Below are 26,582 nucleotides of genomic sequence, written 5' to 3' on the forward strand. Positions count from 1 at the left end.
GTGCCTCGATCCTGAGCCGGTCCCCATCGGCGCGCGACTCGTGTGGAGCGCGCGGGTGACCGGCGCTCGCGGGAGACACCGGACGCGGGTGCGGCCGGAAGGGCGCGGAGACGGCCGGGCCGTCACCCCCGGGAGAGGCGACGGCCCGGCCGTCGTGAGCGCGCGGCGCGAGGTGAGAGCCCGTCAGGCCAGCGACATCACCTTGGTGAGGGCCTGACGCAGCACCTTCTCCGCGTCCGGCGCGGGACCGGTCTCCCGCCAGGCGACGAAACCGTCCGGCCGCACCAGCACGGCGCCGCCCGGCTTGGTGCCGTGGTGCGTCCGCCAGTCGGCGCCGTCCTCCGGCGTCAGCTCGGCGTCCGGCCCCTCGCCCACCCGGTACGACACGAGCGGCACCCCCAGCTGGTCCGCGAGGCGCGCGGCCGCCTCGTGCCACTCGTTCAGGTCACCCGCGTCGCTCAACAGGACCAGCGACCGTTCGTAGAGGTCGAGGGTGGAGATCCGCCGGCCCTCGTGCCGCACCCACAGGTGGGGCGCCCGGGTGCCGGGCACCCCGGCCAGGGCGAGTTCGTCGGGGACGACCGGGGACTCCGGGTCGGTGCCGACGACCGCCCCCAGCGGATAGCGGTAGCCCAGCGCCACGTTGAGGATGCCGCGCTGCGGCCCGCTGCCCGCGCCCGGCGCAGGCGCGAAGCCCGGGTGGCTGTGCTCGACCGAACGGGCGGCGGCGCGGGCGCTGGTCGCCTCCGCCACCGGACGGCGTTCGAGGTCGTAGGTGTCCAGCAGCCCCTCGCCCGCCCAGCCGCCCAGCACCGCCGCCAGCTTCCAGGCGAGGTTGTGCGCGTCCTGGATGCCGGTGTTGGAGCCGAACGCCCCCGTCGGGGACATCTCGTGCGCCGAGTCGCCCGCCAGGAAGACGCGCCCCGACCGGTAGCCGCGGGCGACGCGCTGCGCCGCGTGCCAGGGCGCCCGGCCGGTGATCTCCACGTCGAGGTCCGGATCGCCGACCGCGCGGCGGATGTGCGCGATGCAGCGCTCGTCGGTGAAGTCCTCCAGCGTCTCCCCGGTCTCGGGGTGCCACGGGGCGTGGAACACCCAGTTCTCGCGGTTGTCCACGGGCAGCAGGGCGCCGTCGGCGTCCGGCGAGGTCAGGTAGCAGACGATGAAACGCCGGTCGCCCACGACGTCGGCGAGGCGGCGGGAGCGGAAGGTCATGCTGATGTTGTGGAAGAGGTCGCCGGGGCCGCTCTGCCCGATGCCGAGCCGCTCCCGGACGGGGCTGCGCGGGCCGTCGGCGGCGACCAGGTACTGCGCGCGGACGGTGGAGTGCTCGCCGGTGCGACGGCTCTTGACCACCGCGGTCACGCCGTCGGCGTCGGCCTCGAAGGACATCAGCTCGGTGTGGTAGCGCAGGTCGCCGCCGAGGGCGCGGGCGTGCTCCAGCAGGACCGGCTCCAGGTCGTTCTGGCTGCACAGGCACCACGAGGCCGGGCTGAAGCGGGCCAGACCGCCGCCCGGGTCGATGTTCCTGAACAGCCACTCGCCGGCGTCGCCCACCAGCGTGGGCGTCTGAAGGATGCCGTGGTTGTGGGCCAGGGTCGCGGCGGCGGCGTGGATGTCGGCCTCGACGCCGGCCACCCGGAACAGTTCCATCGTGCGCACGTTGTTGCCGCGCCCGCGGGGGTGGATGGAGGTGCCGGCGTGACGCTCCACCAGGGTGTGCGGCACCCCCAGCCGGCCCAGGAACAGGGAGGTCGACAGCCCGACCAGGGAGCCGCCGACGATGAGGACGGGGACCTCGTGGACCTGGGGATCAGGTGGCTCGACCGTGGGATCGGGGTGCTCGGCTCTCGTGTTCATCACTCGCCTCCAGCGCGTCGTGTCCGCCGAGCCGGCCGGGGTGCGGCCGGGACCACCATGCATGCCCCGCCCGACGAAGTGCGGACCGGGCTTCACTCGCATAACCCGGCCCGTTCACCGGGGCGGCGGGTTTCGTGCGGCCGGACAACCGTGCGGGGTGAGCGGCGGGTCGTGGTGCGGCCGGGGCGGTGCTGGGAGCGGAGAAAGGGGATGACAGCGCGTGCCGCGGACGCCCTCGGGGCTCCGGTGGGACGCATCGGATGTCCGCCCGCCGCCCCGGATCTGGCGGTCGCAGGAAGCGGCGGGCGGAGGGAACTCCCAGGAGGAGCACCATGACCCACGATGACACGCACCGGGGACGCGGCTCCAGCGGGCGCGACGACACGGACGCCGCCTTCGGCACCGGCGCCGTCGGTTCGGGCGCCGTCCTGCAGTTGGCGTTGCCGCGGGCGGCGCGGACGGTGTCGGTGACGGGCACCGGCGGCCTCGTCCTGGCCATCGCCAAGGGCTGGTTCGTGGACAACACGGCCGGCCTGTGGGCCGTGGTCGTCCTGGTGATCGCCGGTATGGCGTACGACCTGGCGGACCGGGCGCTGCGCCGCCGCTGACCCCCTGCTCGCGGCCCGGCCGGGCTCAGGTCGACGTCAGACCGAAGTCCGGCCGGACAGCCAGCCATTCGGCCACGGTGGGCCGCCAGGCGGCGTCCCGCAGCCGCGGCACGTAAAGGTCGCCCGCGTCGCCCTCCCGGTTCCCGGCGCGGGCCGCCTCGCGGACGGCCGCGGCGCGCTCCGGGAGCCGTGCGGTCGGCGCGCCCAGGGAGACCGCGGTGTCGGCGGCCGCCAGGACGAGCGTCCACATCCGGGTCCCCAGCGGGTCCGGGCCGGCGACCGCGGCGTCCTCGTCGAGGCTCTGCGCGGTCCGCGCGGCGGACTGCGCCCACTCCCGCAGTGCGTCGCCGTCGCGGGCGGCCCAGTGCCGGCGCAGGGCGGTGAGCCGGCGCACCGCCCGCCGTTCGTGCGCGGCCCGCACGGCGGCCCGGCCGAGGCGCGGGCGGGACACCATCGACGCGTCGAACACGTCGACCACGATGTCCGCCGCGTCGAGGGCGTCCGCCGCCGGACTCAGCACGGCCTCACCATGCAGCGTCGTCCCGCCCGGCTCCCACGGCCCGGCCAGCCGGCCGAGCGCCACGGGCAGCGGCAGTTCCGGGTGGTAGGCGCGAAAGCCCAGCCCGTCCGCGCGGACGGTCCGCGACGCGGCCTCCACCTCCACCTGGAGCAACCGGGAGCCGTCCGGGCCCGGCGCGGTGGACCAGCGCACCGTGTTCTCCGCCGCGTTCAGCACGTGCGCCGGCACCTGCTCCCAGTCGACGCTGCCCAGCCGCTCGCCGCCGCGCCGGGCGGACTCCGTGCGGAAGGCGGCCAGAACCGTTTCCTCGGACGCCGCCATCCGCTGCCCCGACTCCCGCAGGGCCGCCTCCTCCCGGGCGAGCTCCAGCAGCCGGGCGTGGTGCTCACGGCCGTCGAGCAGACACGCGGCGGCGAGCACCGAGTCCATGACGGCCTCCGCCACCAGCCCGTCCGACACCTGCTCGGGCGATCGGCGCCGCAGCCGTCCGGCCAGCGCCGACAGCCGTCCGGCCGAGCCGGCCAGGCACGCCCTCGCCTGCCCCGGCGCGTCCGGTACCAGCCCGTCCAGGTCCCACAGCAGGCCGCCGGTCTCCAGGTCGAGGAGCGCCGGGTCGAGGCGCTCCGGCGACCAGGCGCCGAGCCAGCGCGTCGTCGCCAGCCGGGCCACGGACGTGTGCCGCGGCCCGGGCGCCCATGCGACGACAGCCGAGCGAACGGTGGCGTCCACCGGGTCCTGACGGGACACCGACCCCTCTCGCGCCCCGGCGAGCGCCTCGCGGGCCGCGTCCAGGGCGTGCGCGCCGTAGACGCCCTCCAGCCAGCCCGCCGCCTCGTCGAGGTCGTCCACCTCGGCGTAGGGGGGCGCGTCCGGCGCGAACGGGTCGACGCACAGCATCCCGCCGGACAGGGCCAGCGGCGCGTGGAACGGCCGCGCCGACGGCCGGGGGCCGAGCCGGACGGTGCCGACCGTGTCGATGCGTACGGTCAGGGTCATTGTCCTTCTCCTGAGTCGTCGTCAGGGCGGTCGTCGGGGGAGTGGAGGCGCCGGATCACTTCCCGGGCCTCGGCGGCGGTGGGGCGGACGGACAGCTCGGCTCCGTCCGGGCGGGACACCGTGCAGGCGTCCAGGGCCCGCGACCACCAGTCGTGGACGGCCTCCTGGTCGGAGGCGGTGAGGAACCAGCGCGTCAACCCGAAGGCGTCCGCGTGCCCCGCGAGGTCGCGGTGGGCGATGCGGTCGTTGAACACGGAGACCACGACGGCGCCGACGTCCAGGAAGGAGACGGCGTCATCCGTCGGCCCGTCCGTCGCACGGGCCGACGGACCGCCTTCGGCGAGGGGGACGATCCGGGGTTCGTCCGGGTGAGCGTCCCGCTTGCCGGTCTCGCGGACGAAGGACCGGATCGCGCTGTTGAGCAGCCCGAAGTACCTCTCCGGGGTGAACGACTCCCCGCGCACGTCGGGGGTGTGCAGCCGGGGCCACAACCGGGTGACCACATGGAACTGCGGGTCCTGCAGCCGCAGTCGGGCCGGGGACTGCCGGCCGCCGGGCCGGCGCTCGCTGTAGGCGAAGAGGTCCTTGTCGAGGACCTGCGCGATCAGCTTCTCCATCCGGCGCGAGAGGCGGCGGCCGGCGCCGGCGCGCGACCGTGTCCGTTCGTCGATGGTGGACGTGTTGACCGCGTACGCCAGGTGGACGCCGAGCGCGAAGGCCGCCCGCCGGTCGTCCGACCCCAGTCCCAGCGGCAGGCACATCCGTTCCGCCTCCCGACGGGCGAGGTCCCGGGTGGTACTCGCGCGGAACTCCTCGCTCGCCTTCTCGGGCTGCCGGAACACCGCGGAGCCCAGCCGCTGGCGCAGCGACCTGTCCAGCGGGAGCGGCAGGGGCTCACCCCGCCCCCGCCGCCGCCCGTCCACGGTGGGCTTCGCGGGCACGGAGGCCGCCGACATCCCCGACCGGGCCGGGTCGTCCGACAGGGCCTCCCAGGGGCGGGTCTTGACGTACGCCTCCCAGAGCCCGTTCAGGTCGCAGGTGACGTCGGAGTCCAACAGGTCGTCCAGCGCGCGGCGTTGCGCCGCGTCCATCGGACGGCGGGGGCGGGCCGGCCGGGGCTTCCAGTTCCGGGAGACGACCTCGCCCAGCTCCGCGACCGCGGCCGCGTCCCCGAGCAGCGTTTCCAGCGCCGCGTAGGCCGGCGGCCGGGAGTCGGGGCCCCGGCCGAAGTGCTCCTCGACCACCCGGTCGCACTCCTCGCGGGACGGCGGACGGTTCCCGGTCCACCGGACGACCCACCCGTACAGCTTGTCCTCGTGCTCCGCGGTCGGCACCTCGGCCCGGGCGAACGCCTCCCGCAGCCCGGTCGCGACCGGCCCGTCCGCGAGCACCTCGGGCAGCAGCCCGGCCACCGCCTCGGCCACCTGGTCCAACTCCCGCTGCTCCCATGCCCTCGCGCGCAGGACCGGCCCCAGCTCCGGGTGCTTCCCACGCACCCGGGGCGTCAAGTAGGCGCGCGCCAGACGTGAGTTGACCAGACCGTCACGTGTGAGCGCGCTCAGCGGATGGACCCCCTGCCGTGCCTCCTGTGGCAGGCGCAGCCAGCCCCGGGTCAGCGCCTCGGCCATCGTTTCCGGCATGTCCTCCCCGTCCTCTCCCTCAGCCCAGTTCGTCGCGTGCGAGCGCGTCCTCCGCGAGGGCCCGCAGGGCCCGTACGGTGGTGCGCAGATCGTTGAGGTACTTCGTCGGGGTGAACGGCTGGCGCAGGGCGGGCGCCCGGTCCGGCACGTCGCCGCCGATGGTCTCCACCTCCACGTCGTACGGCAGCGCGAGCATCCGGACGGCCGTGAAGTGCTGCATGGGCGCGTAGATGGGCGTGGTCACCAGCAGCAGCCGCGCCCCCGGCTTCAGCGAGGTCATCCGTTCGGCGAAGAAGGCGTACGTCTCGCCGGTGTGGGCCCGCCGCTTCGGGTCCTCGGACGGCGCCGCGGCCACCCGCACGGACAGCCCGTCGCCCCTGCGGTAGTGACGGACGCCCCAGGTCAGACCGGGCAGCTTCTCCGGGTCGGGGGACTCCTCGCCCTCGACGCGTTCGGGGTCGCCGAGCCCGAACGCCAGCCGGGTGCCGAGGTCGAGCGCCCCGTACTCGTCGGTGAGTTCGGGGTGCCCGAGCCGCTCGGAGATCGCGGACTCCCGCTCGTTCGGGTCCTTGACGCTCTTGTCGGACGCCTTGAACTCGCGGTGACCGCCGAGGGCGGTGACGGCGCGGGCGGTCACCGCACCCTCGTCGACGAGCCGGGCGGCGTAGGCCGGGCGGTTGAAGCAGGCGCGGACGAGACCGCCCAGCATCAGCACATGGTCGTACTCGCGGTGCCGGGGCGGGAGTTCGTCGCGCAGGCCGAGCGCGGTGACGGCGGCCAGGGTGGTGTCGGCCTGGTCGGGGGTCATCGGCAGTTCGTCGGCCGTGTTGCGCTCCTTGTCCTCCAGGCGCGTGCTGACGGTGGCGGTGAACTCGTAGAGCCGGTCGATGCGTTCCGTCAGGGCGGTCACGGGGCCGGACAGCCCGTCCGGGTCGCCGTGGAAGGCGGCGACCAGTGCCCGCATGGCGTCGGAGGCCAGATAGGCGTCGATGTCGGAGATCAGGTCCTTGCCGCTGCCGGGCAGCGTGGGCCGGGGGAAGCGCGTGCTCATGAGGGTTCCTTTTCCTGGGCGGACTGCTGGGCGGGGATGCCGGGCAGGCAGGGGGGTTCGGCCGCGGGACGGACGGTGAACCGGCCGTCGGCGGACTCCCGTCGGTAGGTCGTGTACAGCTTCTCGGAGGCCGCGCCGGCCGTCTCCCCGGCGTGCGCGGCCGGTTGACGGGCGTCGAGGCGGGCGAGAGCGGTCTTGGCGAGGATGTCGAGGCTTTTCATCACGTTGAGCTCGATGGGGATCGCGAGGCTCTGGCGCACCTCCAGCGCCTCGTGCGCGAAGCGCAGGGCGTGGGTGAGGAAGGTGACGCGCTGGGCCGGTCCGACGTCCTGAAGGACGGCCCGGTAGAAGTTCACCAGTGCCAGCCCGTTGACACAGGTGATCACCTCCTCCAGATGCCGTGTGCCGTACCGGCGTTCACGCAGGGTCAGCACCGCCTGGTAGTGCTCGTCCGCCGCGTCGAGGTGACGCTGCGGCGGAAGGTCGGGGTCGACCTGGGCCAGGGAGACCTCCAGACCGGCGAGGTTGAAGCGACTGCGGTCCGCGTCGGGCGAGTCCTCGCCGGTGAGCAGCTCCCGCTCGGCGGCACTGTGGCGCAGGAGGACCTCGGCCTCGCGCAGCAGGGCCAGCCGCTGTCCCGCGGTGAGCCCGTCCGTGTTCGCCTTCCTGCGGATCAGCAGGCCGTGCATGGCCTCGGCGCGGGACGCGGCCAGTTGCTCGTCGCGGCCGGCGCCCGGGACGGCGCACAGCTCCCGCGCCTCGATCGCCCAGCCGATGGCGTCGTCGACGGTGCCCCACGGCGATCGGCCCGGGGTGCGGTGCACGACCCGTGCCTTGCCGCGCAGACAGTCGGAGCGCATGATCCGCAACTCCGCGTCGGCGCCCGCCTCGTGGTGCGCGATCCGTTCCAGGGCCTTCTGGAAGCACTCGGTCGCCGCCGCCGGATCCTGGCGTTCCACCAGCACACCGAGTGCGTGCAGGCTGCGGAAGGCGTCCAGGTCCGTCGGCTGATGCGTCAACAGGTCGGCGACCGACCCGACTTGGCGGGGGTCCAGGACCAGGTCGAAGGGCGTGGACAGACCTGCCCGCCGGGTGTCGGCGGGCTGCCTTGCGCTGGTCGCGGTGAAGAAGTTCCGGTGGACACCGCCGACCAGTGCGGCGGTGTCGGCCGCGTTCCACCGCAGGCCGTGCTCGCGCACGGCGTGCTGGAAGAGCCGGTGCATGGTCGCCAGGCCGCCGGTGAACTCGATCAGTCCCAGTGCGCGCAGCCGCTCCAGGCCGGCGTGCACCTCTTCGGGCCGTGCCCCGGGCCCGCTCACCTCGCCGCTCACCGCCAGGGTGAGCAGTTCGGGGGAGAGGCCGGAGGGCGGCAGCCAGGCCATGACCGTGGCCAGCCGGCGCTCGATGAGGGCGGGGTCGTGCAGCGGGCCGGCCGGGGCTCCCGCGTCGGCCGCACGCACCACCGTCGACCAGATGGCCGCCGGCACCTGACCGGGGTCGGCGGGACGGGCGGCGGGGTGCCTCCACCACGCCCGGCCGGTCGCCTGGAGCAGCCGGGCGCTGGCTTCGAGCAGCAGGGGGCGGCCGGCGAGGAGTTCCGTGGGCGCGTCCGTCACGTCCAGGACGTGCGGGAGGTCGTCGGCGTCCAGCTCGGGCACTTCCTTGGCGCAGGTGTTCCGTAAGGCGGGATACCCCTCCGGGTCGGCCCACTTGGCGTTGGTGGTGGTGACGACCACGAGCTGCCCGGGCCGGCCGGGCCTGGGCAGGCGCAGCTCGGTGGGGTCGACGTCGACGTTGTCCAGGACGACCACCCAGGGGCCGTTGGCGTCGGCGAGCCGCTCCATGGCCAGCGCGGCGAACACGGTGCGGTCGGAGTCGTCCCGCGCCTCGCCGCCGAGCCCCCGCTCCTCGATCTCCGCGTCGCCGAGGGATGCGGTCAGCATCCGCTGGTCGGAGGCGTCGAGGAACCATCCGCATCCCTCGTCCGCGCCGGCCGCGAGCCGGTGGGCGACCATGCTCTTGCCGATGCCCTGCGGGCCGTGCAGCACCACCGTGCCGCCGCGCGCGGCGAGGTCCCGCAACTCCGCCATGAACTTGTCCCGCCCGGGGAAGTCGACGAACTGTGGCCGGGCCGGCAGCCGCCGGTAGATCGCCGGCCTCGACTCGTCGCGCACCAGCGGGAGTTCGGCCACGTCCTCACTGCCCTCCGCGTGCAGGGCGACGACGTCGACCATGCGGACGTCGTCCTGCCCGGACTCCAGCCACCGCGCCCCGCTCGCGCACGCCTCGGCGAAGGTCCGGTCCTCGCCCCGGCAGGCGCCGACCACGTCGATCGCCGTACCGGCCCTGAGCCGCAGCCCTTCGCCGTAGGCGAGGAAGACGCCCCGGTCGTGGTCGTGCCAGGACGTCACCGGGGGCTCGGACAGCTGTCCCGGCGTGGCGTCGGGGTCGGTGTGCACCAGGACGAGGGCGTGGTCGCCCAGGACGGTCACATAGGGCCTCAGACCGGCCGCCTCGCACATCGCGGCGAACATCAGGACCAGATCGAGGCAGGTGCCCGAGCTGCGGTCGATCAGGTGCGGGTCGCGGACCCGCTGGTGGGTCCCGGCGCTCCAGGCCTGGTTGTACGGGATCCGCTTGTGACGGAGGCGCTCGTAGAGCCGCTTCAGCAACTCCTGTGGATCACCGCGCCACTTGTGCGCCTCGTGCTCCACGAGGTCGAGGCCGGTGAGCGCCGGGACGCTCACGTAGCGGGCCAGGCGGCGGTACCCGCCCAGGACGCTTCCCGGGTGGAACGGCGGCCACTTGGTCACCGTCGGGACGTCGTCCGGCGGCTTCGCACTGGTCGGCATGGATCCCCCCGGGGGCTTCTCCGGCGTCATCTTGCACTCCCTCCTCCGTCCCCAGACGCGGGTCGCGATCGGCCCGGCGCCGGCGGGAACGGATGTCCCGGGGTCAGATTCGCGCAGCGTCGAGACGTTCGGCCCGCCCGATCCGTACGTTCGTGTCACCATTTCCGTACGGGGCGTAGCGGGACGGAGGGGCCGAGGGGGGCCGATGACCTACAGCCGGGAAGAACGGGAGCGGGTGAGAACGGCGTTGGAGGGATGCCGGGCCGCCTCGGTGGCGCAGGGACGGCCCGGCGGCGACAGCGCGCTCGCCAACGCTCTCGGGTACAAGGCGGAGACGGTACGCAAGTACATGCTGGGCGAGCGCATGCCGCCGCCCCGCTTCGTGCGGGCGCTGGCGGAGCTCGCCGGGGTGAGTCCGGCGCGGGTCTTCGCGGACATCGGCTGGCTGCCCCGCGGCGAGGCGCCGTCCCCGGCCGCCTACGAACCGCCGCCCGAACTGGTGGCGGCGCTGTCCGCGATCAGCGGCATCGAGGCGTACGTACGGGGGTTCACGCAGGCCAGGCTGCCCGCGCCGCTGCGGGCCGCGGCCGCGCTGTGCGGCGACCGGCGGGCCGCGGCGCGCTTCCGGGTCGGCCTGTCGCACCTCGTCTCGGGCCGGGAGTACCCCGTGTCCACGGCGCTGGTGGGCGAGTTCCGGCTCACCGATGGGGCCGAGGCGCTGCCCTGGCGGGAGCTGGCCGAACGGGCGCTCCGCGCGGGCCCTTCGGCCGCCCGGCTGCCGGACGGCACCGCCGTGGACGACGGTGACGGCGAACACGCGCGCGTCAGGGCGGAGTTGGGGATCGTCGTCTCCGAGTCCCTGCGGGCAGCGGGGGAGTTCAGCTGGCAGGGCGAGCCCGGCACCTCCCTGTGGGCGCCGGCGGCAGCCGAGTGGCCGGGGCATCTCCTCGTGCAGAACTGCCTGGTCGACCTGCACCGGCAGGCCGCCTACCCGTGGCGGGGCGTCGACCAGCGGCCGTTGGTGGTGGTCGGCGCCGTCTGGTCGGCCGCGCTCACCGCCGCCCTGGTGGCCGACGCGCTCGGCTGGGAGTACGTGCCGGTCAGCTCCGCCACCGAGGTGGACGGCGGCCGGGTCGTGCAGGGCGACCCCCTGGACCGCCGGTCGGGCCGGCTGCGCGGCTGGGCGGTGACGGCACGTCACATCGCGGAGCGGGTCCGGCTCCAGGAGAACTGGCCGGCGGTCGTCCTGGTCAAGCCGTACGTGTTCGCCGAGGAGGGCCACTACGGGCACGTCATGGCGGACCTGCTGCGGGAGACCGGCGCGCGGGTGGTGTACGTCCGCCCCTCGCACCGGCACCTCGACTGGTGGGCCGCCCGCCGGGACCTCACCTCGGTCCGGGGCACGCCGGGGGACGTGTGGCGGGCCGGCATCGACCGCGCCCTGGAGCGCGTCGAGGACGTCCTGCACGCCCGGCGCGGCAGTCGCGGGCTGCCGGTGGGCGGCGACCTCCTGCTGACGCTGCCCGATCCGCCCCGCGCCCTCCCGGCGGCGGACCCGCGGCTCCCCGCGCATCTGGTGGACCATCAGTTCCGGTGCGCGTGGCGGGTTCTGGAGTGGCTCGACGGGAGCGCCAACCGTGGACGCCCCTCCCTTTTCGGCGAGTTGCGCCCCTCGCACCTGACGGACCACGCGAACCGGTTGCGGGCGGACCGGGCGGTGCGGGCGCTGCGGTCCTGGTGAGTGCGGCTGGCGATTCGTCAGTGGCTCGGTATCAGCGCGTCGTCGGCGTCCTCGGGGCCGACGACGCGGGCGAGCGGACGAGGGTCGGGCGGGCTGAGACGGATCACGGCGGATACCTCCCGGGTCGGCGGGTGGGTCGGTCGACCGCCTGCGACTTTAGGGGGCAGGCCGGACACCCGGTGGGTGGATTGCGGAGGTATACGGGGAGTGCAAGAAATGCGGCACATGGGGGCATCCTCTGACGGGCGTTGACCGAGGAAGGCCGTGCCGCCGGGTTCACTCGTCCGCCCGCCTACCGCATCGGAGTCGTCTCCAGCAGAGCGCGGGCGGTCCGCCGGGCCGGCTCCGCGGTCTGGTCGGCGACGCGGCGGAAGGTCTCCTGGGCCGGGCCGGCGGGCCAGGCGCGGGGGAGATGCGCGGCGGGCAGCCGGGGGTCGGTGCGGATCGTCCACAGCCATTCGCTGACCAGTCGCAGGCGCGTCGCGATGGGATCGTCCCCCGAGCCGGCTCCCAGGTGGGCGGTCCAGCGTTTGTCGAAGGTGACGTAACGGGCGGCGATGCTCTCCAAATCCCAGGTGTCACGGACCATCAGTTCGATGTCGGTGGCCGTGTCGGCCCGGGCGTGGAAGATCTTGACCCGTTCGGTCAGCCCCAGCTCCGCGACGACGGCGGACACGTCGACGTCCCCCGGCGCGATCCACAGCCCGCTGTACAGCGCGCCGAACCCGGACCAGGCGAGCCGGGAGCGCAGGTCGTGGCGCTGCCGCTTCCAGGAGTCGGGCAGCGAGAAGCCGAGCAGGGTCCAGGAACCGTCCCAGTCGTCGTTGACCGCGCCCTGCTGCCAGATGCGCACACGGCCGTCCTCCAGGACGCGCACCGCCTGCGGGGTGAGCCCGAAGTACATCCTGCGGCCCTCGCGCTGCCGGCACAGCAGGCCCCGGTTGACCATGCGCGTCAGCGTGGAGCGCACGGCCTGCTCACCCACCCCGACCCGGCCGAGGACGTCGATGATGCTGCCCGAGTAGACGCACAGCTGCCCCTCGTCCAGCACGTGGTTGCCGAAGAAGGTCAGCATGAGCGACTGGGGGCGCGGCGCGGGGGCGTCCACGGCGTCACCGCCCGCGCCGCCGCTGCCGCCATCGTGCGTGGTGTCCAGGATGTCGTCGTCCTCCACGGGGGAAAGGGTACGGCCGTCCGCCGACGGCCCGGCGGACGGCCGTACGGGGTCAGGGGCGGTCGGCGGGATGCGCAAGGTCGTACGGCCGCGGGTACGGGGTGGGGCCGTACCGGACGTAGCGCGTGGGAGTCGTCGGATCGGCCGACGCCGCACGGGAGTTGAGGGCTTCGGGGCCGACGCCGCGCCATGCGCCGGTGGCGATGCGGTCCTCCAGCGCGTGCAGTGCGGCGAGCTGCTCGGCGGGGCTGAAGGTGCAGTGGCCGGGGGCGCCGGTGTACGCCTGCCGCAGGAGCGGGGCCGTACCGGCGGCGGTGACCGCGCGGAGCAGGGCGCTCTCCGTCTGGACGGGGACGAGGGCGTCGCCCACGGTGTGGACGGACAGCTGCGGCTTGGTCAGCCGGCCGGTGAAGGAGCTGGTGCGGCTCATCCAGGCGAGAGCGGCCCGGTCGGCGCCGATCCGCGGGGCGCGGTCGAGCGTGGCGAGGTCGGCCTTCAGCGACAGCCCTGCTTTCCGGTACAGCGCGGTGACCTCGTCGCGGACGGAGGACCGGCCGAGGAGCCGCGCGTAGTCGACGCCGGTGTTCCACGACATGTTGCCGCCGGCCCTGGTCTCGGCCTCCTGCCGCCAGTTGAAGGCGGCGACCTTCACCAGGCCCTTGACGGCCTCGTACTGGTTGGCCTGCTGTGCGTCCAGGTCGGCGGGGGCCGGCCGGGGCTGGCCGGGCTGGTTCCACACCGGGATGTTGTGCAGGGCGGCGGCCAGCGCGATCCGGGCCCGCCCCGCGGCCGTGGACTGCGCCGAGTCGACCGCGGCGGCCAGGGCGTCGGCCGCGGCGGTGGCGGTGCTCTGATCGGGCAGGCCGGTCAGGGGGATCCCGGAGTCGGGCGCGAGGAGCGTCTTGAGGGCGAACACCGGGTCGAGGGTGTTGTTCCAGTTGGCTACCCCGCCGTGGACCAGACCGCACAGGGACAGCGAGCCGTCGATCCGGTCGCCGTGCCGCTCGGCGAGGGCGGTGGTGACCAGACCGCCGTACGACGTGCCCCAGGCGATCGTGCGCCGGGCCGCGCCGAAGCGGTCGGCGAACGCGGAAAGGGTGGCGATCTGGTCGGGGACCGCGTCGGTCACCGCCCAGCCGGTGGTGGCGTAGGAGGAACCGATGAGCGCGTAACCCTTGCCCAGCAGAAGGGAGTCCGTGGCCCCGTCGGGTCCGTTGCGGGCTGGGTTGGGCACGCCGGAGGGGGTGTAGCCGTGGCTGTAGAGCAGCACGGTGCCGTTCCAGGTCGCGGGCACGTCCATGACGTACGTGGCCCCCGAGGGCAGCCGGCCCTCGACGTGACTGGTGCCCGCGTGGACGGTGCCGGTGGCGGCCGTCGCGCCCGGCGCGGGCACAGCGGCGACCGCCAGTACGGACGCGGCGGCGCAGGCGGCGCGGCGGACGGACCGGCGGAGCGCGCCGGGGCCGGCGGCCCGGCGGCGGCGGCCGGGGGTGGCCCTGTGCGCGCGGGCGCCCTTACGAGGAGTTCCCTGAAGGGGGATGCGGGTGCCCCGGGGGTTCTCGGCGGCGGCGTCCGTCGTCATGCCGTGACCTCTTCCGTGTGGGCTGCGGCGGGCCGTTCGGCGGCCTCGGTGAGGGAGTCCTTGCTGGTCTCGCGGACGAACAGCACGGTGAGCGCGGTGATGGCGGCGCCGCCGCAGAGCAACAGGGCGACGGGCGTGCTGTCGCCGCTCGCGGCCACCAGGCTGCCGGCGATCATGGGGGAGAAGCCGGCGCCGACCAGGGTGGCGCCCTGGTAGCCGAGGGAGGCGCCGGTGTAGCGGACCCGGGTGCCGAACATCTCGGTGAGCAGGGCGCCCAGCGGCCCGTACATCGTCGACTGGGCGACGCCGTGACCGAGGGCGACGGCGAGGATCAGCAGCCCGGGCGACCCGGAGTCGACCAGCGCCAGCACGGGGAAGGCGAGCGCGGCCGAGGCCACGGCCCCGGCCAGGACGACCGGGCGGCGGCCGATCCGGTCGGACAGCGCGGAGGCGCAGGGCAGGACGACGAGCGCGACGCAGGCCGACACCGTGAGCGCGGTGAGCACCTGCGGGCGGGCGTAGCCGATGCCGGTGGCGTACGCGATCATGTAGCTGGTCAGCAGCGACTGCGCGGTGAACGCGCCGATGCCGACGCAGCAGGCCAGCAGCAGCGGGCGCGGCCGGCGCAGCACGTCGAGGACCGGCAGCCGCGCCTCGGCGCGATCCTTCCTCACTTCGGCGAACAGCGGGCTCTCCACCACCCGCAGCCGCACGAACAGCCCGACGCCGAGCAGCACCACGCTCAGCAGGAACGGCACACGCCAGCCCCACGCCGCGAACTCCTCCCGGGGCAGGGCGACCACGAGGGTGACGACGGCGGTCGACAGGAGGGAGCCGAGCGGGGCTCCCATCTGCGTGAAACTGGACCACAGTCCGCGCCGCCGCTCCCCGGCGTGTTCGACGACCATCAGCGTGGCCCCGCCCCACTCGCCGCCGATGGCGATGCCCTGGACCACGCGCAGGGCGATCAGCAGCACCGGCGCCCAGACGCCGATCGTGTCGTAGGTGGGGAGCAGGCCGATGAGGAAGCTGGCGCCGCCCATCAGGCCCATGGTGAGCAGCAGCATCGACTTGCGGCCCAGCCGGTCGCCGAAGTGGCCGAAGAGGACGCCGCCGAGCGGCCGGGCGACATAGCCGGCGGCGAAGGTGCCGAACGCGGCGACCGTGCCGACGGCGGGATCGGCGCCGGGGAAGAACAGTTCGCCGAAGACGAGCGCGGCGACCGTGCCGTAGACGAGGAAGTCGTAGAACTCGACGGCCGTGCCGAGCAGGCCGGAGAGGGCGACCCGGCGCAGCTGCCGGGTCTGTTCGGGGGTCCTGGACGGTGATGCGGATGCGACGGGGGACGAAGGCATCGCGGTCTCCCTTGACCGGGGGAAGGACACCGCGAAAGTAGGCGCTGAAGTGACCGCAGTCAATAAAGTGCACAACATTGGTCCCGTGCGATCAATGCCGGGCGGGCTGACCGGACGTCATGCCGATGCTCGGTCCCGAAGTCACACCCCCACCGCGCCCGCTACCGTGCCCGGCATGACGAAGACGACGGTCCCCGCCCCCGTGCTCGGCGTGCGCGCGCTCAACCGGGCGACCCTGGACAGGCAGCTCCTGCTGAGCCGCTCCCGGCTCACGCCCGAGGCGGCCGTCGCCCACCTCGTCGGACTGCAGGCGCAGAACGTCAGGCCGCCGTACCATGCCCTCGCCGCCCGCCTCGACGGCTTCGCGCCCGAGGCCCTCTCGGCGCTCATGGCGGACCGTCGGGTCGCCCGGATCGTCACCCTGCGCTCGACCCTGCACACCCACACCGCCGACGACTGCCTCACCCTGCGCCCGCTGGTGCAGCCGGCCCGGGAGCGGGAACTGACCGCGTTCCGCGCCGGCCTCGCCGGCGTCGACCTCGGGCGGCTCGCCGCGCTCGCCCGCGACCTCGTAGAGGCCGAGCCGCGCACCATGGGGCAACTGCGCGAAGAACTCGGCGCGCGGTGGCCGGACGCCGACCCGCAGTCCCTGGCGGTCGCCGCCCGCTGCGTGCTTCCCCTGGTGCAGGTCACCCCGCGCGGGCTGTGGGGACGGTCCGGCCAGGTCGCCCTCACCACCGCCGAGCACTGGCTGGGCCGCCCCGCCGAACCCGCTCCGCCGGTCGACGTCGTCGTCCTGCGCTACCTCGCCGCCTTCGGCCCGGCCTCCGTCAAGGACATGCAGACCTGGGCCGGCCTCACCCGGCTGCGCGAGGCCTTCGAGCGCCTCCGCCCGCGCCTCCTCGCCTTCCGCGACGAGCACGGCGTCGAACTCTTCGACCTCCCCGACGCCCCCCGCCCCGACCCGGACACGCCCGCCCCGCCCCGCTTCCTCCCCGAGTTCGACAATCTGCTCCTGTCCCACGCCGACCGCACCCGCGTCGTCCCGGCCCCGTACCGGGGCCGCACCTGGCAGGGCAACCAGGCCCACCGCGCGTTCCTCGTCGACGGCTTCGTGGCCGGAGTGTGGCGACTCGAACCGGACGCCCTCGTCATCGAACCGTTCGCCGACCTGGACAGGGCCCGGCGCGAGGAGGTGACGGCGGAAGCGGAGCACATGCTCGCGTGCCTGTACGCGGAAACGCCGTACGACATCCGGTTCACGACCGTCGCACGGCGCTGACCCTCAACAGGGTGCCCCCGACAGGCGTCGGGTATGGAGAGGGGGCGTTGCGGGCCGCTCGTGGAGGCCCGCAACGCCCCCCGGTCATGTCCCCGAGCCAGGCTCGGGGAGCGCTCGGGACTAGGAGTTGACCTGTGCGGTCACCAGGCTGGAGAAGGTGGTCAGCCGGGTGTAGACACCCGGGTAACCCGCCTGGGCACAGCCCTCGCCCCAAGAAGTGATCCCTGCCAGGACGCCCCCGATGAGCAGGGGACCGCCGCTGTCGCCCTGGCAGGTGTCTACGCCGCCGGAGGTGTATCCGGCGCACACCATGTCGCTCGCGACGAAGTCGGAGCCGTACGAACTGCCGCAGCTGGCGTCGGACACGATCGGGACGGTCGCGGTCCGCAGCTGGTTGGAGGAGCTGCCGTTCGAAGAGGTGGTGCCCCAGCCGAGGATGCGCGCGGTGGTGCCCGCCGCGTACACACCGGTCTGGGTGGAGGAGACGTACGACGCCGTGGTGTACGGCATCGACGTCGCGAGGGTCAGCACGGCCACGTCGTCGCCGTCGGTGGCGTCCGTGTAGCTCGGGTTGATCCAGATCTTGCTGACCCGGCTGACCGTGCCGTTGGTCCCGTTGAGGTACGTCCGGCCGCCGACCACCCGCACGCTGCTCGTGGTCTCGCCGACCATGCAGTGGGCCGCGGTGACCACCTTGGTCGGGGAGACGAGCGTGCCGCCGCAGAACTGGTTCTGCGAGGCGTCCGTGATCTGCATCATGAACGGGTAGGCCGTCGTGGTGGTGGTCGTGCCGCCGACGATGGGCTGCGGCGCGGCGACAGCGGTGGGGGCGCCGATCAACGCGGTCGCGGCAGCCGCCGCGGTCGCCGCGACGACAGCCGCGGTCTTCTTGGCACGGGTGAGCCCGAACATGGATCTCCTTGCGTGGGGAGGTGGCCGGTGGGGGACGCGCGGGTGTGGGGGTTGCACGGGGTGGGGGTCCCCCCGCTCGAGCGAAGCCGAGAGTGGGGGCGGGACCGACCCCGTGTGCCCGGGCGAGCGGCACGTCCCTTACGCTAGGGCTCGGGGTTCACCCTCCCCAATGAGGGAACCCCCTAAGGGAGTTGGGGCAGGGAAAACCCTCGGTCGCCTCGGCGGACCGCACACGGAAGGCCACGGGGGCCGGTACCGGTCTTTCGACAGCAGGCAGTAAAACCCGCGGATCCCTTACTTGGCGTGGTGCCCCGCCGCCAGCCGGACGATGTCCACCCGCGAGCGGATCCCCAGCTTGCGGTAGACCCGGGTCAGCGTCGCCTCCACCGTCTTGACGCTGATGAACAGCCGCGCGGCGATCTCCCGGTTGGTGGCGCCCTCCATGACCAGCGCCGCCACCTGACGCTCCATCGAGGCCAGCCCCTCCATCGCGTCGGCCGCGGGCGCCGGCACGGGCGCGGCGGCCGTCTCGGCCGACTCCTCCGCCGCGGCGGCCTCCACCTGCCGCAGCCAGGGCAGCGCCCGGCACCGCCGGAACAGCCGCGCCGCCTCCTCGTACGACGTCGGCCCCGGCCGCCGGGTGCGCAGCCGCGCCAGCTCGAACGCCGCCCGCGCCTCCTCCAGTCCGTACCCCAGCCTGGCCAGACGGTCCTGAACGGACGTCAGCCGGGCCAGCGCCCCCTCCTGGTCGCCCCGCGCCGCCCGCACCAGCGCCTCCGCCCGGTCCAGCACCGCGAGGACGCTCTCCCGTCCCAGCCGCAGCGCGTGCTCCCGGGCGACGTCGATGACGTCCTGCGCCTCGCCCGGCTCACCGACGCGGACCAGGGCCTCGGCCAGGTCGCCCTGCCAGCGGCCGCGCGCCGGATCGGTGATGCCCAGCCCCTGCTCCAGATCCCGCACCCGGCGCAGACTGCCCACCGCGCCCGCCGCGTCCCCGGCGACCAACTGGGCGTAGCCCAGGGCGGCCAGAGCCCGCGACAGATACATCTGGTCGCCGTCCTCCTCGGCCCGGTCCACCGCCTCCCGGGCCAGCGCCAGCGCCTGGTCGACGTCCCCGCCGGACGCCTCCGCGAGGGAGGCGAGCATGGCGGAGGCGCCCAGGCCGATACCGGAGTCCCGGGCCAGTCGCAGACTCTCCCGGGCCAGGTCCAGGGCGCGCCCGCAGTGCCCGGAGCGCAGCTCGATGTCGGCCAGGAACCGCTGGAAGTGCACCTCGCTCTCGACCATGCCCCGTCGGCGCACCTCGCGCAGCAGCGCGCTGATGGTCGCCCGGGCCTCGGGCAGCTGGTCGCTCATCAGCAGCCAGCGGTACCTGGCCATGCCGACGCCGTTGTGATGGCACGTCACGTACGGGTCCTGAGGCTCTTTCAGGGCCCGCTTGATGGTGACGGGCGCGTTCGGATGCCCCATGAGGATCTCCGTCGACGCCTGGAGGGCAAGCGCCATCAGCTCGTTGCGCCGGTCCTCGCCGCGCGCGGCCAGCTCCGCGGCGTGCTCCGCCTGCCGGCGGGCCTCGGCGAAGTCCCCCTGGACGACCAGACCGCGCCAGGCGAGCTGGTAGTGCACCTGGGCGAGCAGCACCGGGTCGTCGCCCGCGTCGGAGAGCGCCTGCGGGTAGACGGTGTCGACGTCGCCCAGCGCCTGCCCGGCGGCCTCGATCACCACCATCCAGGCGCGGACCCGCTCGGCGGGCGCCGAGGCGCGGGTCAGCACCTCGTGGGCGATGTCCCGGGCGAGGTCCACCTCCCCGGCGGTGATCGCGTCCTCCGCGGCCTGCAGCCGGCGGTCGTCCGGGGCGGGCGTGCCGTCCGGCGGGGTGTGCCGGGCCGCGAGCAGCCCGAGCGAGGCGGCCACCGAGGGCGCGCCGCGGTCCCGGGCCATCGAGGCGGCCCCCGCGAGCCGCGCGGCCACGCCGGGGTCGGTGCCGGTCGTGGACAGCGCGAGGTGCCGGGCCCGCTCGATCGGGTCGGAGGCCGCCGTGGACAGCGCGGCGTGCGCGGCCCGGCGTTCCTGCGCGGGCGCCTCGGCGTACAGCGCGGCCGAGATCAGCGGATGCGCGAACCGTACGGCCGGCCCGTCGGGTTCCGTCGCCAGCAGGCCGAGCGCGGCGGCCTGGGCGGTCTCCGCCTCGGCGTTCTCCCGGCCGGCCGCCTGGAGCAGGGCGAGCGTGGGGCGGGCGCCGGCGCTGGCGACGAGCAGGGTGCGTCGGGCCTCGCCGGAGAGCATGTCGAGCCGGCTGAGCACCAGGTCGCGCAGCGAGGTCGGCACCGGCAGCGGCTCGCCGGGGCGCGGCGGGGTCGGATTCTCGCCGAGGGCGCGGCCGAGCTCCAGCGCGAACAGCGGGTTGCCGCCGCTGGTGCGGTGGATCTCCCGCATCGTGGAGCGCGGCAGGTCGGTGTAGCCGCGGTGGTCGAGCAGGGCGGACACCTGGGCGCGGGAGAGCGGGTTCAGCCGGACGGCCAGGGTGTCGGGCGGGGACGCGCGTAGATGGCGGTCGTACTCCTGCCCCTCGGTCCGCACCGCGCACAGCAGCTGCACGGGGGTGTCGCCCAGGCGGCGGGCGGCGAAGCCGAGGAGTTCGGCGCTGGCGGAGTCCAGCCACTGGAGATCGTCGGCGACGAGCAGCACGGGCCCGGCGGCGGCGAGGGCGCGCAGCGCCGACAGCACGGCCAGGCGCAGGGCGAGGCCGTCGCGTTGCAGGGTCGACTCGCCACGGCCGGTGAGCGCCGCCTCCAGGGCCGTGAGCTGGGCGGCGGGCAGCTTGTCGGACACCTCGCCGAGGACCAGTCCGAAGAGGTCGGCCAGCGCGAGGAAGGGAAGGTGCGATTCGGACTCGGTCGCCGAGCAGCGCAGGACGGTGCGGGCGGAGTCGCCGTAATCCGCGGCCAGTGCCCGCAGCACGGTCGACTTGCCTATTCCGGCCGGGCCGTGCAGCAGCACACTGCCGCCGCCGGTCAGCTGGTCGCGGGCGGCCGCGACCAGTTCCTCCCGTCCGATGACCAGGTCGGGGCGGCATCTGGCAGGCTCCTGGAGGTCCCGTCGCACGGTCACCGCTCCCCTCCGTGTGTCGTGTTCGGGCCAAATTCTAGGCAACATCCCGTTGAAATCCCGGCGGACTCCTTGGTGAGGGATATAACAGCGGGAAGCATGGGGAAATTCAACGAACCGGCCGTTGAATAGCCACTCGTCGCCCGGAGCCGTCCCTGGCCGGAACGGATCCCTCCGCCGAATCGCCGGTCTTTCGTCCGGCCGGCCCTTCCCGGGGCGGCCCCGCCTTCCGCGCGGACCTCCCCGCCTCCTGTGCCGGCGGCCCCTCCTTTCCGAGGTGATCCCCGTGCGGGGGTGGTGCACCCGCATCACGGATTACACGATGACAGAGAGCCGCCCGGCAATGGTCCGGCGCCGGCCCGCGCGCTTCACCGGGCGCGCGGCCGCCGCCCGGGGCCCGACGGGGCCGCGCGGCAGGCAGAGCGAGACGGAGGACGCATGACGACGGCGACGGAGCGGTTCCGTACGGCGCGGGACTTCCTGCTGCGACACCGCGAGGACTACGCCACGGCCTACGAGGGCTTCGAGTGGCCCCGGTTCGAGCACTTCAACTGGGCACTCGACTGGTTCGACGCCATCGCGGACGGCAACGACCGCATCGCACTGCACATCGTCGAGGAGGACGGCACCGAGGTCCGGCTCTCCTTCGCCGAGCTGTCCGAACGCTCCGACCGGCTCGCCAACCTGCTGCGCGAGCGCGGCGTCGCGGCCGGCGACCGCATCCTCGTGATGCTCGGCAACCAGGCCGAACTGTGGGAGACCGCCCTCGCCGCGATGAAGCTGCGCGCCGTCGTCATCCCCGCGACCCCGCTGCTCGGCCCCGCCGACCTGCGCGACCGCGTCGAGCGCGGCCAGGTCCGGCACGTCGTCGTCCGCGCCGAGGACGCCGGCAAGTTCGACGAGGTCCCCGGCGACTACACGCGCACCGCCGTGGGCGGAGTGCCCGAGGGCTGGCAGCCGTACGAGGACGCCTACGCCGCCTCCGCCGAGTTCCTGCCCGACGGCCCGACCCTGGCCGACGACACCCTGATGCTGTACTTCACCTCGGGGACGACCGCCCGGCCCAAGCTCGTCGAGCACACGCACGTGTCGTACCCGGTCGGGCACCTCGCCACCATGTACTGGATCGGCCTGCGGCCCGGCGACGTCCACCTCAACATCTCCTCACCCGGCTGGGCCAAGCACGCCTGGTCCAATCTGTTCGCCCCGTGGAACGCCGGGGCGACCGTCTTCATCCACAACTACACCCGCTTCGACCCGGCCCGGCTGATGGCCGAGATGGACCGCGCGGGCGTGACGACGTTCTGCGCCCCGCCGACCGTGTGGCGCATGCTCATCCAGGCCGACCTGACCGCGCTGCGCACCCCGCCCCGTGAGGTCGTGGCCGCCGGGGAACCGCTCAACCCCGAGGTGATCGAGCAGGTCCGGCGGGCCTGGGGCGTCACCGTCCGGGACGGCTTCGGCCAGACGGAGACGGCCGTGCAGATCGCCAACAGCCCCGGGCAGCCCCTGAAGACCGGCTCCATGGGCCGCCCCAGCCCCGGCTACCGGGTGGAACTGCTGGACCCGGTGACCGGTGCGCCCGGCGCCCGGGAGGGCGAGATCGCCCTCGACCTGTCGGCGCGGCCGGTAGGCCTGATGACCGGCTACCACGGCGACGACGACCGTACGGCGGAGGCGATGGCGGGCGGCTACTACCGCACCGGCGACATCGGCGAACGCGACGAATCCGGATACATCACCTATGTCGGCAGGAGCGACGACGTCTTCAAGGCCTCCGACTACAAGATCAGCCCGTTCGAGCTGGAGAGCGCCCTGCTGGAGCACGAGGCCGTCGCCGAGGCGGCCGTGGTCCCCGCACCGGACGAGGTGCGGCTGGCCGTGCCCAAGGCGTACGTCGTCCTGGCGGAGGGCTGGGAACCCGGCCCCGACACCGCGAAGGTGCTGTTCGAGCACTCCCGCGAGGTCCTCGCCCCCTACAAGCGCCTGCGCCGGCTGGAGTTCGCGCCGCTGCCCAAGACCGTCTCGGGCAAGATCCGCCGCGTCGAGCTCCGTGAGGCCACGGCGGCGGGGTCGGCGGGGGAGTACCGGGAGGAGGACTTCCGGTGAGTCCTCGCGCGTGAGCGGGCGGCGGAGCCGGGCCGGTGCGGTCGTGCCGGCTCAGCCGCCGCCCTGTGCGTCGAGCGCGCCGGCGACCGCGTTGACCGGCCGGGGTCTGCCCGTGAGGTCCATGACGAACAGGGGTACGGCGAGGGAGTCGGCGCGGGCGTGGGCGTCGGGGGTGTAACCGGAGAGGGAGAAGTACACGCACTCCGAGGACTCCGTCATGGCCGTCAGCCACAGGCACTCGACGTCCCGCACGGAGGCCGGGGCCGCCTTGGGGTCGACCTGCGCCAGCAGCCCCCGGGTGGCGAGGCCTATGCCCGAGGTCGGGCGCTGGTCGGCCCGGCGGACCTCCGGGTAGCCCAGCCAGTCCAGGTACAGGGCGGTCGCGGTGACCGCGTCCCGGGCCGTGCGTATGGCGACGGGGCGGAAGGGGCGGGGGCGGGGCGGGGAGGTGGATATGGGCGCGGGCGGCGCGGCGGCCGCGAGGTCCGCCGCCGGGTCCTCGGCCGGCCGCGGGCTCGCCGTCTCCCGCTGGGGCGGCGAACTCGCCGTCGCCTCCCCCTCACCGTCGTCCCTCTCCGCGCTCACCGGGATGCGCAGCACCGTGCCGCAGGCGCACCCCAGCTCCGGTCGGGGCCACTGGTCATGACGGCCGCAGGCCGCGCAGCGGACGGTGACCCACTCCTCCTCCCACGCGCGGTGGGCGACGGCCGTCACCTTCGCGCGGAGGTCGAGGCGCGGGGCGACCGGGGCACCGCACGCGCACGGGTAGGTCGGCGCGGAGTAGAGACGCTCGCGTCGGCAGGCCGGGCAACTCACCGGCACGCTCTCGAACATGGCCCCCATGGTCCTCCATCGCCCCCCGCTTGTCCGTCCGTTGGCGAAGGTCGGAAAGAGACCGGAGAAAGCGGGGCCGAAAGCCCGGCGCGTGCTCGAAGACCGAACGCCCGCTTCACGATGCGCGGGGTCCGCCGCCCCCGTGCCGGCGGACCCCGCAGGACCACAATGTGCCCTGCGCCAGGCGCGGTTGAAGCCCACGGACCGTGTTCAGAGGTTCATTTGAGGTTGACGCGGGCTCCCGATCGCGCCGGACGGCGGTGCCCCTGCCGGGGAGGACGCCCGGCGGGAAACCGTCTCGCACGTTAGGTTGAGCGCGTGCGATTGAGACTGGAGTTCACCACCGAGCCCTTCGATCTCGACGAGGCGCCCGCGCACGCGCTGGTCGCCCGCGAGGTGATCGAGTCGGCCGACCTGGACGCCGTGGACGTCGGCCCGTTCGGCAACACCGCCGAAGGCGACGCCGACGCCGTGCTCGCCGCCGTGGACGCCGTGCTGCGCCGCACCCTCGGGTCGGGCGCCACCCGGATCTCCCTCCAGCTCAACGTCGTCGGGGAGGGCGGGAAGTGACCCGCGCCGGGGACGACGCCTTCGTCGCGGCCGTCAAGCCGTTGGTCGACGCGATGGGCGGAGAGCTGCTCCCGCCGGACGAGGCCGGCCCCGACGACGTCGTGCTCTCCTGGGAGGGGACGCGGGCCGTCGCCGTACGGCTGCCGCAGCTCGCCGACTCCCTGGACCACATCCTGGCCGCCATGGAGCGCGAGCGGGGCAGGCCGCTCGCCGACCTCGACCGCAAGGCCAAGCAGGAGGTCGTACGGATACTCGAGGCGCGCGGTGCCTTCTCCGTGCGGCACGGCGTGGAGACCGTGGCCGGCGCGCTCGGGGTGAGCCGGTTCACCGTCTACAACTACCTCAACCGCGAGAAGGGCGGCTGAGCGGCGGCGGGGTCGTCACCCGCTGCGGGGGAGGAGTGCCCGTCGGCGGGGAGCCGTAACCCGGATTTTTCAACAAAGTGTTGACGCCAGGGGCCGGTGGGGCGTTAGCTGGCCCCAGCCCGGTCAGTACGCAGTCCCATCAGCACGCAGGCCGCCACGGCCACGGAGGCTCCCGTGACGTCGACTCCCCAGCCCGCCGGTCTGAGCCGGTTCAACGCCCTGGAGGAGCGGGCGGCAGCCGCCGCGCTGCACGAGGTGTGCTCCTCCACGGCATGGGTGCGACGGCTGCTCGCCGGCCGTCCCTACGCCACCCCCGACGACCTCTACGCCGCAAGCGACGCCGCGACGGCCGGCCTGAACGCGCGGGACCTCGACGAGGCCATGGCCGGGCATCCGCCGATCGGCCGGCCCCGGCCCGGCGACCCGGCCTCCGCCCGCGAACAGCGCGGCATGGCCGGCGCGTCCGAGGAGCTGAGAGCGGAGATGCTCGAACTCAACCTGGCCTACCAGGAGAAGTTCGGGCACGTGTTCCTGATCTGCGCCACCGGCCGCACCGGCGAGCAGATGCGCGACGCCGTGCGGGAACGGTTCGGCAACACGCCGGAGCGGGAGCGGGAGGTCGTCCGCACCGAGTTGGGGAAGATCAACCGCATCCGGCTCGCCCGCGTCGTCGAAGCCGAAGAGGACCGAGGAGCAGCATGAGCACCAGCACGACCGCCTCGGTGTCCACCCACATCCTGGACACCTCCGTCGGCCGCCCCGCCCGCGACGTCGCCGTCCGGATCGCCGCCCGCGCGGGCCGCGACGCCGGCTGGCAGCCGCTCGGCGGCTCCGCGACCGACGCGGACGGCCGGTGCAAGGACCTCCCGGACCTGCCGGAAGACACCACCCATGTACGGCTCGACTTCGCGGTCGAGCCGTACTTCGAGACCGAGCGGGCCGAGGCGCGGCAGGACGCCCCCGCGCACGGGGACGGCGGTCCGGGCGTGTTCTTCCCGGAGGTGACGGTCACGTTCGCCGTCGCGCCCGGCGAGCACTACCACGTACCGCTGCTGCTCACCCCGTTCGGCTACTCCGTATACCGAGGGAGCTAGCTCCATGGCAGACAACCCCCGCCCCGGCCGCCCCGTGCTCGGGCCGAACCGGTACGGCAAGGCCGAGACCCGGGTCGTCAAGGTCACGCGCGACGGCGCCACCCACCACATCAAGGACCTCAACGTCTCGGTGTCGCTCAGCGGCGCCATGGAGGAGGTCCACTACTCGGGCTCGAACGCCGGCGTCCTGCCGACGGACACCACCAAGAACACGGTGTACGCGTTCGCCAAGGAGCACGGCGTCGACTCCCCCGAGCAGTTCGGCATCCACCTCGCCCGCCACTTCGTCACCTCGCAGCAGTCGATCCACCGGGCCCGGATCCGCGTCGAGGAGTACGCCTGGGAGCGCGTCGAGACCTCAGGCGAGGGCGCGCACTCCTTCGTCCGCAAGGGCCAGGAGACCCGGCTCGCCCAGATCGCCTACGACGGAGGGCGCTGGGAGGTCGTCGCCGGGCTCAAGGACCTGACCGTGCTGAACACCACCGACTCCGAGTTCTCGGGTTACGTCAAGGACAGGTACACGACGCTCCCCGAGGCCCACGACCGGGTCCTGGCCACCGAGGTCTCCGGGCGCTGGCGCCTGAACTGGACCGACGACGCGCAGTCCGCGCCCGACTGGAACGAGTCCTACGCGCGAACCCGGGAACACCTGCTCTCGGCCTTCGCCGAGACGTACTCGCTGTCCCTCCAGCAGACCCTGTACGCGATGGGCTCCCGGATCGTCGAGCACCGCCCGGAGATCGACGAGGTCCGCTTCTCGCTGCCCAACAAGCACCACTTCCTGGTGGATCTCGCGCCGTTCGGTTTGGAGAACGACAACGAGGTGTACTTCGCCGCGGACCGCCCCTACGGCCTGATCGAGGCCACCGTCCTGCGGGACGGCTGTGAGGCGCGGATCCCGGAGGACCTGACCAACCTGTGAGGACGGA

The 26,582-nt window shown here is 74.1% G+C and carries 20 protein-coding genes; 9 read left to right on the forward strand and 11 right to left on the reverse strand.

Annotated elements, in window-relative coordinates; all coding sequences use genetic code 11:
- Positions 1 to 183: 183 nt before the first annotated feature.
- Positions 184 to 1,860, reverse strand: coding sequence for an FAD-dependent oxidoreductase (locus tag ACIOC0_RS22720; protein ID WP_402157077.1), 1,677 nt, complete (start codon positions 1,858 to 1,860; stop codon positions 184 to 186).
- A 332-nt stretch (positions 1,861 to 2,192) separates the two neighbouring features.
- Between ACIOC0_RS22720 and ACIOC0_RS22725 the strand changes: the two genes are divergently transcribed.
- Positions 2,193 to 2,468: a hypothetical protein gene (locus ACIOC0_RS22725; RefSeq protein ID WP_402157079.1), complete on the forward strand. Its 276-nt coding sequence runs from the start codon at positions 2,193 to 2,195 to the stop codon at positions 2,466 to 2,468.
- 25 nt (positions 2,469 to 2,493) lie between these two features.
- Here the strand turns inward: ACIOC0_RS22725 and ACIOC0_RS22730 are convergent, their stop codons facing one another.
- Genes ACIOC0_RS22730 through ACIOC0_RS22745 form a run of 4 tightly spaced genes read right to left on the reverse strand, consistent with a single transcriptional unit; the run spans position 2,494 to position 9,527 of the window.
- The gene (locus ACIOC0_RS22730) at positions 2,494 to 3,984 is read right to left on the reverse strand and encodes a hypothetical protein (protein WP_402157081.1); all 1,491 of its coding nucleotides are present in this window, start codon (positions 3,982 to 3,984) and stop codon (positions 2,494 to 2,496) included.
- The gene (locus ACIOC0_RS22735) at positions 3,981 to 5,624 is read right to left on the reverse strand and encodes a hypothetical protein (RefSeq protein ID WP_402157083.1); all 1,644 of its coding nucleotides are present in this window, start codon (positions 5,622 to 5,624) and stop codon (positions 3,981 to 3,983) included. Before ACIOC0_RS22735 ends, ACIOC0_RS22730 begins: the two co-directional genes overlap by 4 nt.
- A gap of 19 nt (positions 5,625 to 5,643) precedes the next feature.
- Positions 5,644 to 6,675 (reverse strand): hypothetical protein, encoded by a 1,032-nt coding sequence (locus tag ACIOC0_RS22740; protein WP_402157085.1) that lies wholly within the window; start codon positions 6,673 to 6,675, stop codon positions 5,644 to 5,646.
- Positions 6,672 to 9,527 (reverse strand): hypothetical protein, encoded by a 2,856-nt coding sequence (locus tag ACIOC0_RS22745; RefSeq protein ID WP_402157087.1) that lies wholly within the window; start codon positions 9,525 to 9,527, stop codon positions 6,672 to 6,674. The genes ACIOC0_RS22740 and ACIOC0_RS22745 overlap by 4 nt, the downstream gene beginning before the upstream one ends.
- A 205-nt stretch (positions 9,528 to 9,732) precedes the next feature.
- On the opposite strand from ACIOC0_RS22745, the gene ACIOC0_RS22750 reads away from it, so the two are divergent.
- Positions 9,733 to 11,268 carry a helix-turn-helix domain-containing protein gene (locus tag ACIOC0_RS22750; protein ID WP_402157089.1) on the forward strand — a complete coding sequence of 512 codons (1,536 nt, stop codon included), beginning with the start codon at positions 9,733 to 9,735 and terminating at the stop codon, positions 11,266 to 11,268.
- Between the two features lie 292 nt (positions 11,269 to 11,560).
- On the opposite strand, the gene ACIOC0_RS22755 is transcribed toward ACIOC0_RS22750, so the two are convergent.
- Genes ACIOC0_RS22755 through ACIOC0_RS22765 form a run of 3 tightly spaced genes read right to left on the reverse strand, consistent with a single transcriptional unit; the run spans position 11,561 to position 15,379 of the window.
- Positions 11,561 to 12,442: a PaaX family transcriptional regulator C-terminal domain-containing protein gene (locus tag ACIOC0_RS22755; protein ID WP_402157091.1), complete on the reverse strand. Its 882-nt coding sequence runs from the start codon at positions 12,440 to 12,442 to the stop codon at positions 11,561 to 11,563.
- 52 nt (positions 12,443 to 12,494) lie between these two features.
- A complete protein-coding gene (locus tag ACIOC0_RS22760; RefSeq protein ID WP_402157094.1) occupies positions 12,495 to 14,024 on the reverse strand; it encodes a hypothetical protein in 1,530 nt (509 codons plus the stop codon).
- Positions 14,021 to 15,379 carry an MFS transporter gene (locus tag ACIOC0_RS22765; protein ID WP_402157095.1) on the reverse strand — a complete coding sequence of 453 codons (1,359 nt, stop codon included), beginning with the start codon at positions 15,377 to 15,379 and terminating at the stop codon, positions 14,021 to 14,023. The genes ACIOC0_RS22760 and ACIOC0_RS22765 overlap by 4 nt, the downstream gene beginning before the upstream one ends.
- A 175-nt stretch (positions 15,380 to 15,554) precedes the next feature.
- On the opposite strand from ACIOC0_RS22765, the gene ACIOC0_RS22770 reads away from it, so the two are divergent.
- On the forward strand, positions 15,555 to 16,661 hold the full coding sequence (locus tag ACIOC0_RS22770) for a winged helix DNA-binding domain-containing protein (RefSeq protein ID WP_402157096.1): 1,107 nt from the start codon (positions 15,555 to 15,557) through the stop codon (positions 16,659 to 16,661).
- A gap of 120 nt (positions 16,662 to 16,781) precedes the next feature.
- Here ACIOC0_RS22770 and ACIOC0_RS22775 read toward each other — a convergent pair whose 3' ends face one another.
- Together ACIOC0_RS22775 and ACIOC0_RS22780 are read right to left on the reverse strand one after the other, a co-directional pair.
- Complete coding sequence (locus tag ACIOC0_RS22775) at positions 16,782 to 17,573, reverse strand: serine protease (RefSeq protein WP_352249353.1); 792 nt, start codon at positions 17,571 to 17,573, stop codon at positions 16,782 to 16,784.
- A gap of 294 nt (positions 17,574 to 17,867) precedes the next feature.
- The gene (locus tag ACIOC0_RS22780; protein ID WP_402157097.1) at positions 17,868 to 20,684 is read right to left on the reverse strand and encodes an ATP-binding protein; all 2,817 of its coding nucleotides are present in this window, start codon (positions 20,682 to 20,684) and stop codon (positions 17,868 to 17,870) included.
- Between the two features lie 435 nt (positions 20,685 to 21,119).
- Between ACIOC0_RS22780 and ACIOC0_RS22785 the strand changes: the two genes are divergently transcribed.
- A complete protein-coding gene (locus tag ACIOC0_RS22785) occupies positions 21,120 to 22,790 on the forward strand; it encodes an AMP-binding protein (RefSeq protein ID WP_402157099.1) in 1,671 nt (556 codons plus the stop codon).
- Positions 22,791 to 22,841: 51 nt separating this feature from the next.
- On the opposite strand, the gene ACIOC0_RS22790 is transcribed toward ACIOC0_RS22785, so the two are convergent.
- Positions 22,842 to 23,624: a hypothetical protein gene (locus ACIOC0_RS22790; RefSeq protein WP_402157100.1), complete on the reverse strand. Its 783-nt coding sequence runs from the start codon at positions 23,622 to 23,624 to the stop codon at positions 22,842 to 22,844.
- 318 nt (positions 23,625 to 23,942) lie between these two features.
- Here ACIOC0_RS22790 and ACIOC0_RS22795 point away from each other — a divergent pair, with 318 nt between their 5' ends.
- The 5 genes from ACIOC0_RS22795 (at position 23,943) to pucL (ending at position 26,575) form a co-directional block, all read left to right on the forward strand.
- Positions 23,943 to 24,194, forward strand: a complete 252-nt coding sequence (locus ACIOC0_RS22795) for a hypothetical protein (RefSeq protein WP_402157101.1) — start codon at positions 23,943 to 23,945, stop codon at positions 24,192 to 24,194.
- The gene (locus ACIOC0_RS22800) at positions 24,191 to 24,559 is read left to right on the forward strand and encodes a helix-turn-helix domain-containing protein (RefSeq protein ID WP_402157103.1); all 369 of its coding nucleotides are present in this window, start codon (positions 24,191 to 24,193) and stop codon (positions 24,557 to 24,559) included. Before ACIOC0_RS22795 ends, ACIOC0_RS22800 begins: the two co-directional genes overlap by 4 nt.
- Positions 24,560 to 24,733: 174 nt before the next feature.
- On the forward strand, positions 24,734 to 25,261 hold the full coding sequence (gene uraD, locus ACIOC0_RS22805; protein WP_402157105.1) for a 2-oxo-4-hydroxy-4-carboxy-5-ureidoimidazoline decarboxylase: 528 nt from the start codon (positions 24,734 to 24,736) through the stop codon (positions 25,259 to 25,261).
- Positions 25,258 to 25,653, forward strand: coding sequence for a hydroxyisourate hydrolase (gene uraH / locus ACIOC0_RS22810; RefSeq protein ID WP_402157106.1), 396 nt, complete (start codon positions 25,258 to 25,260; stop codon positions 25,651 to 25,653). The genes uraD and uraH overlap by 4 nt, the downstream gene beginning before the upstream one ends.
- Before the next feature lie 4 nt (positions 25,654 to 25,657).
- Positions 25,658 to 26,575: a factor-independent urate hydroxylase gene (gene pucL / locus ACIOC0_RS22815; RefSeq protein ID WP_402157108.1), complete on the forward strand. Its 918-nt coding sequence runs from the start codon at positions 25,658 to 25,660 to the stop codon at positions 26,573 to 26,575.
- Positions 26,576 to 26,582 lie beyond the last annotated feature (7 nt).

Source organism: Streptomyces sp. NPDC088254 (genome assembly GCF_044740925.1).
Classification (GTDB): Bacteria; Actinomycetota; Actinomycetes; order Streptomycetales; family Streptomycetaceae; genus Streptomyces.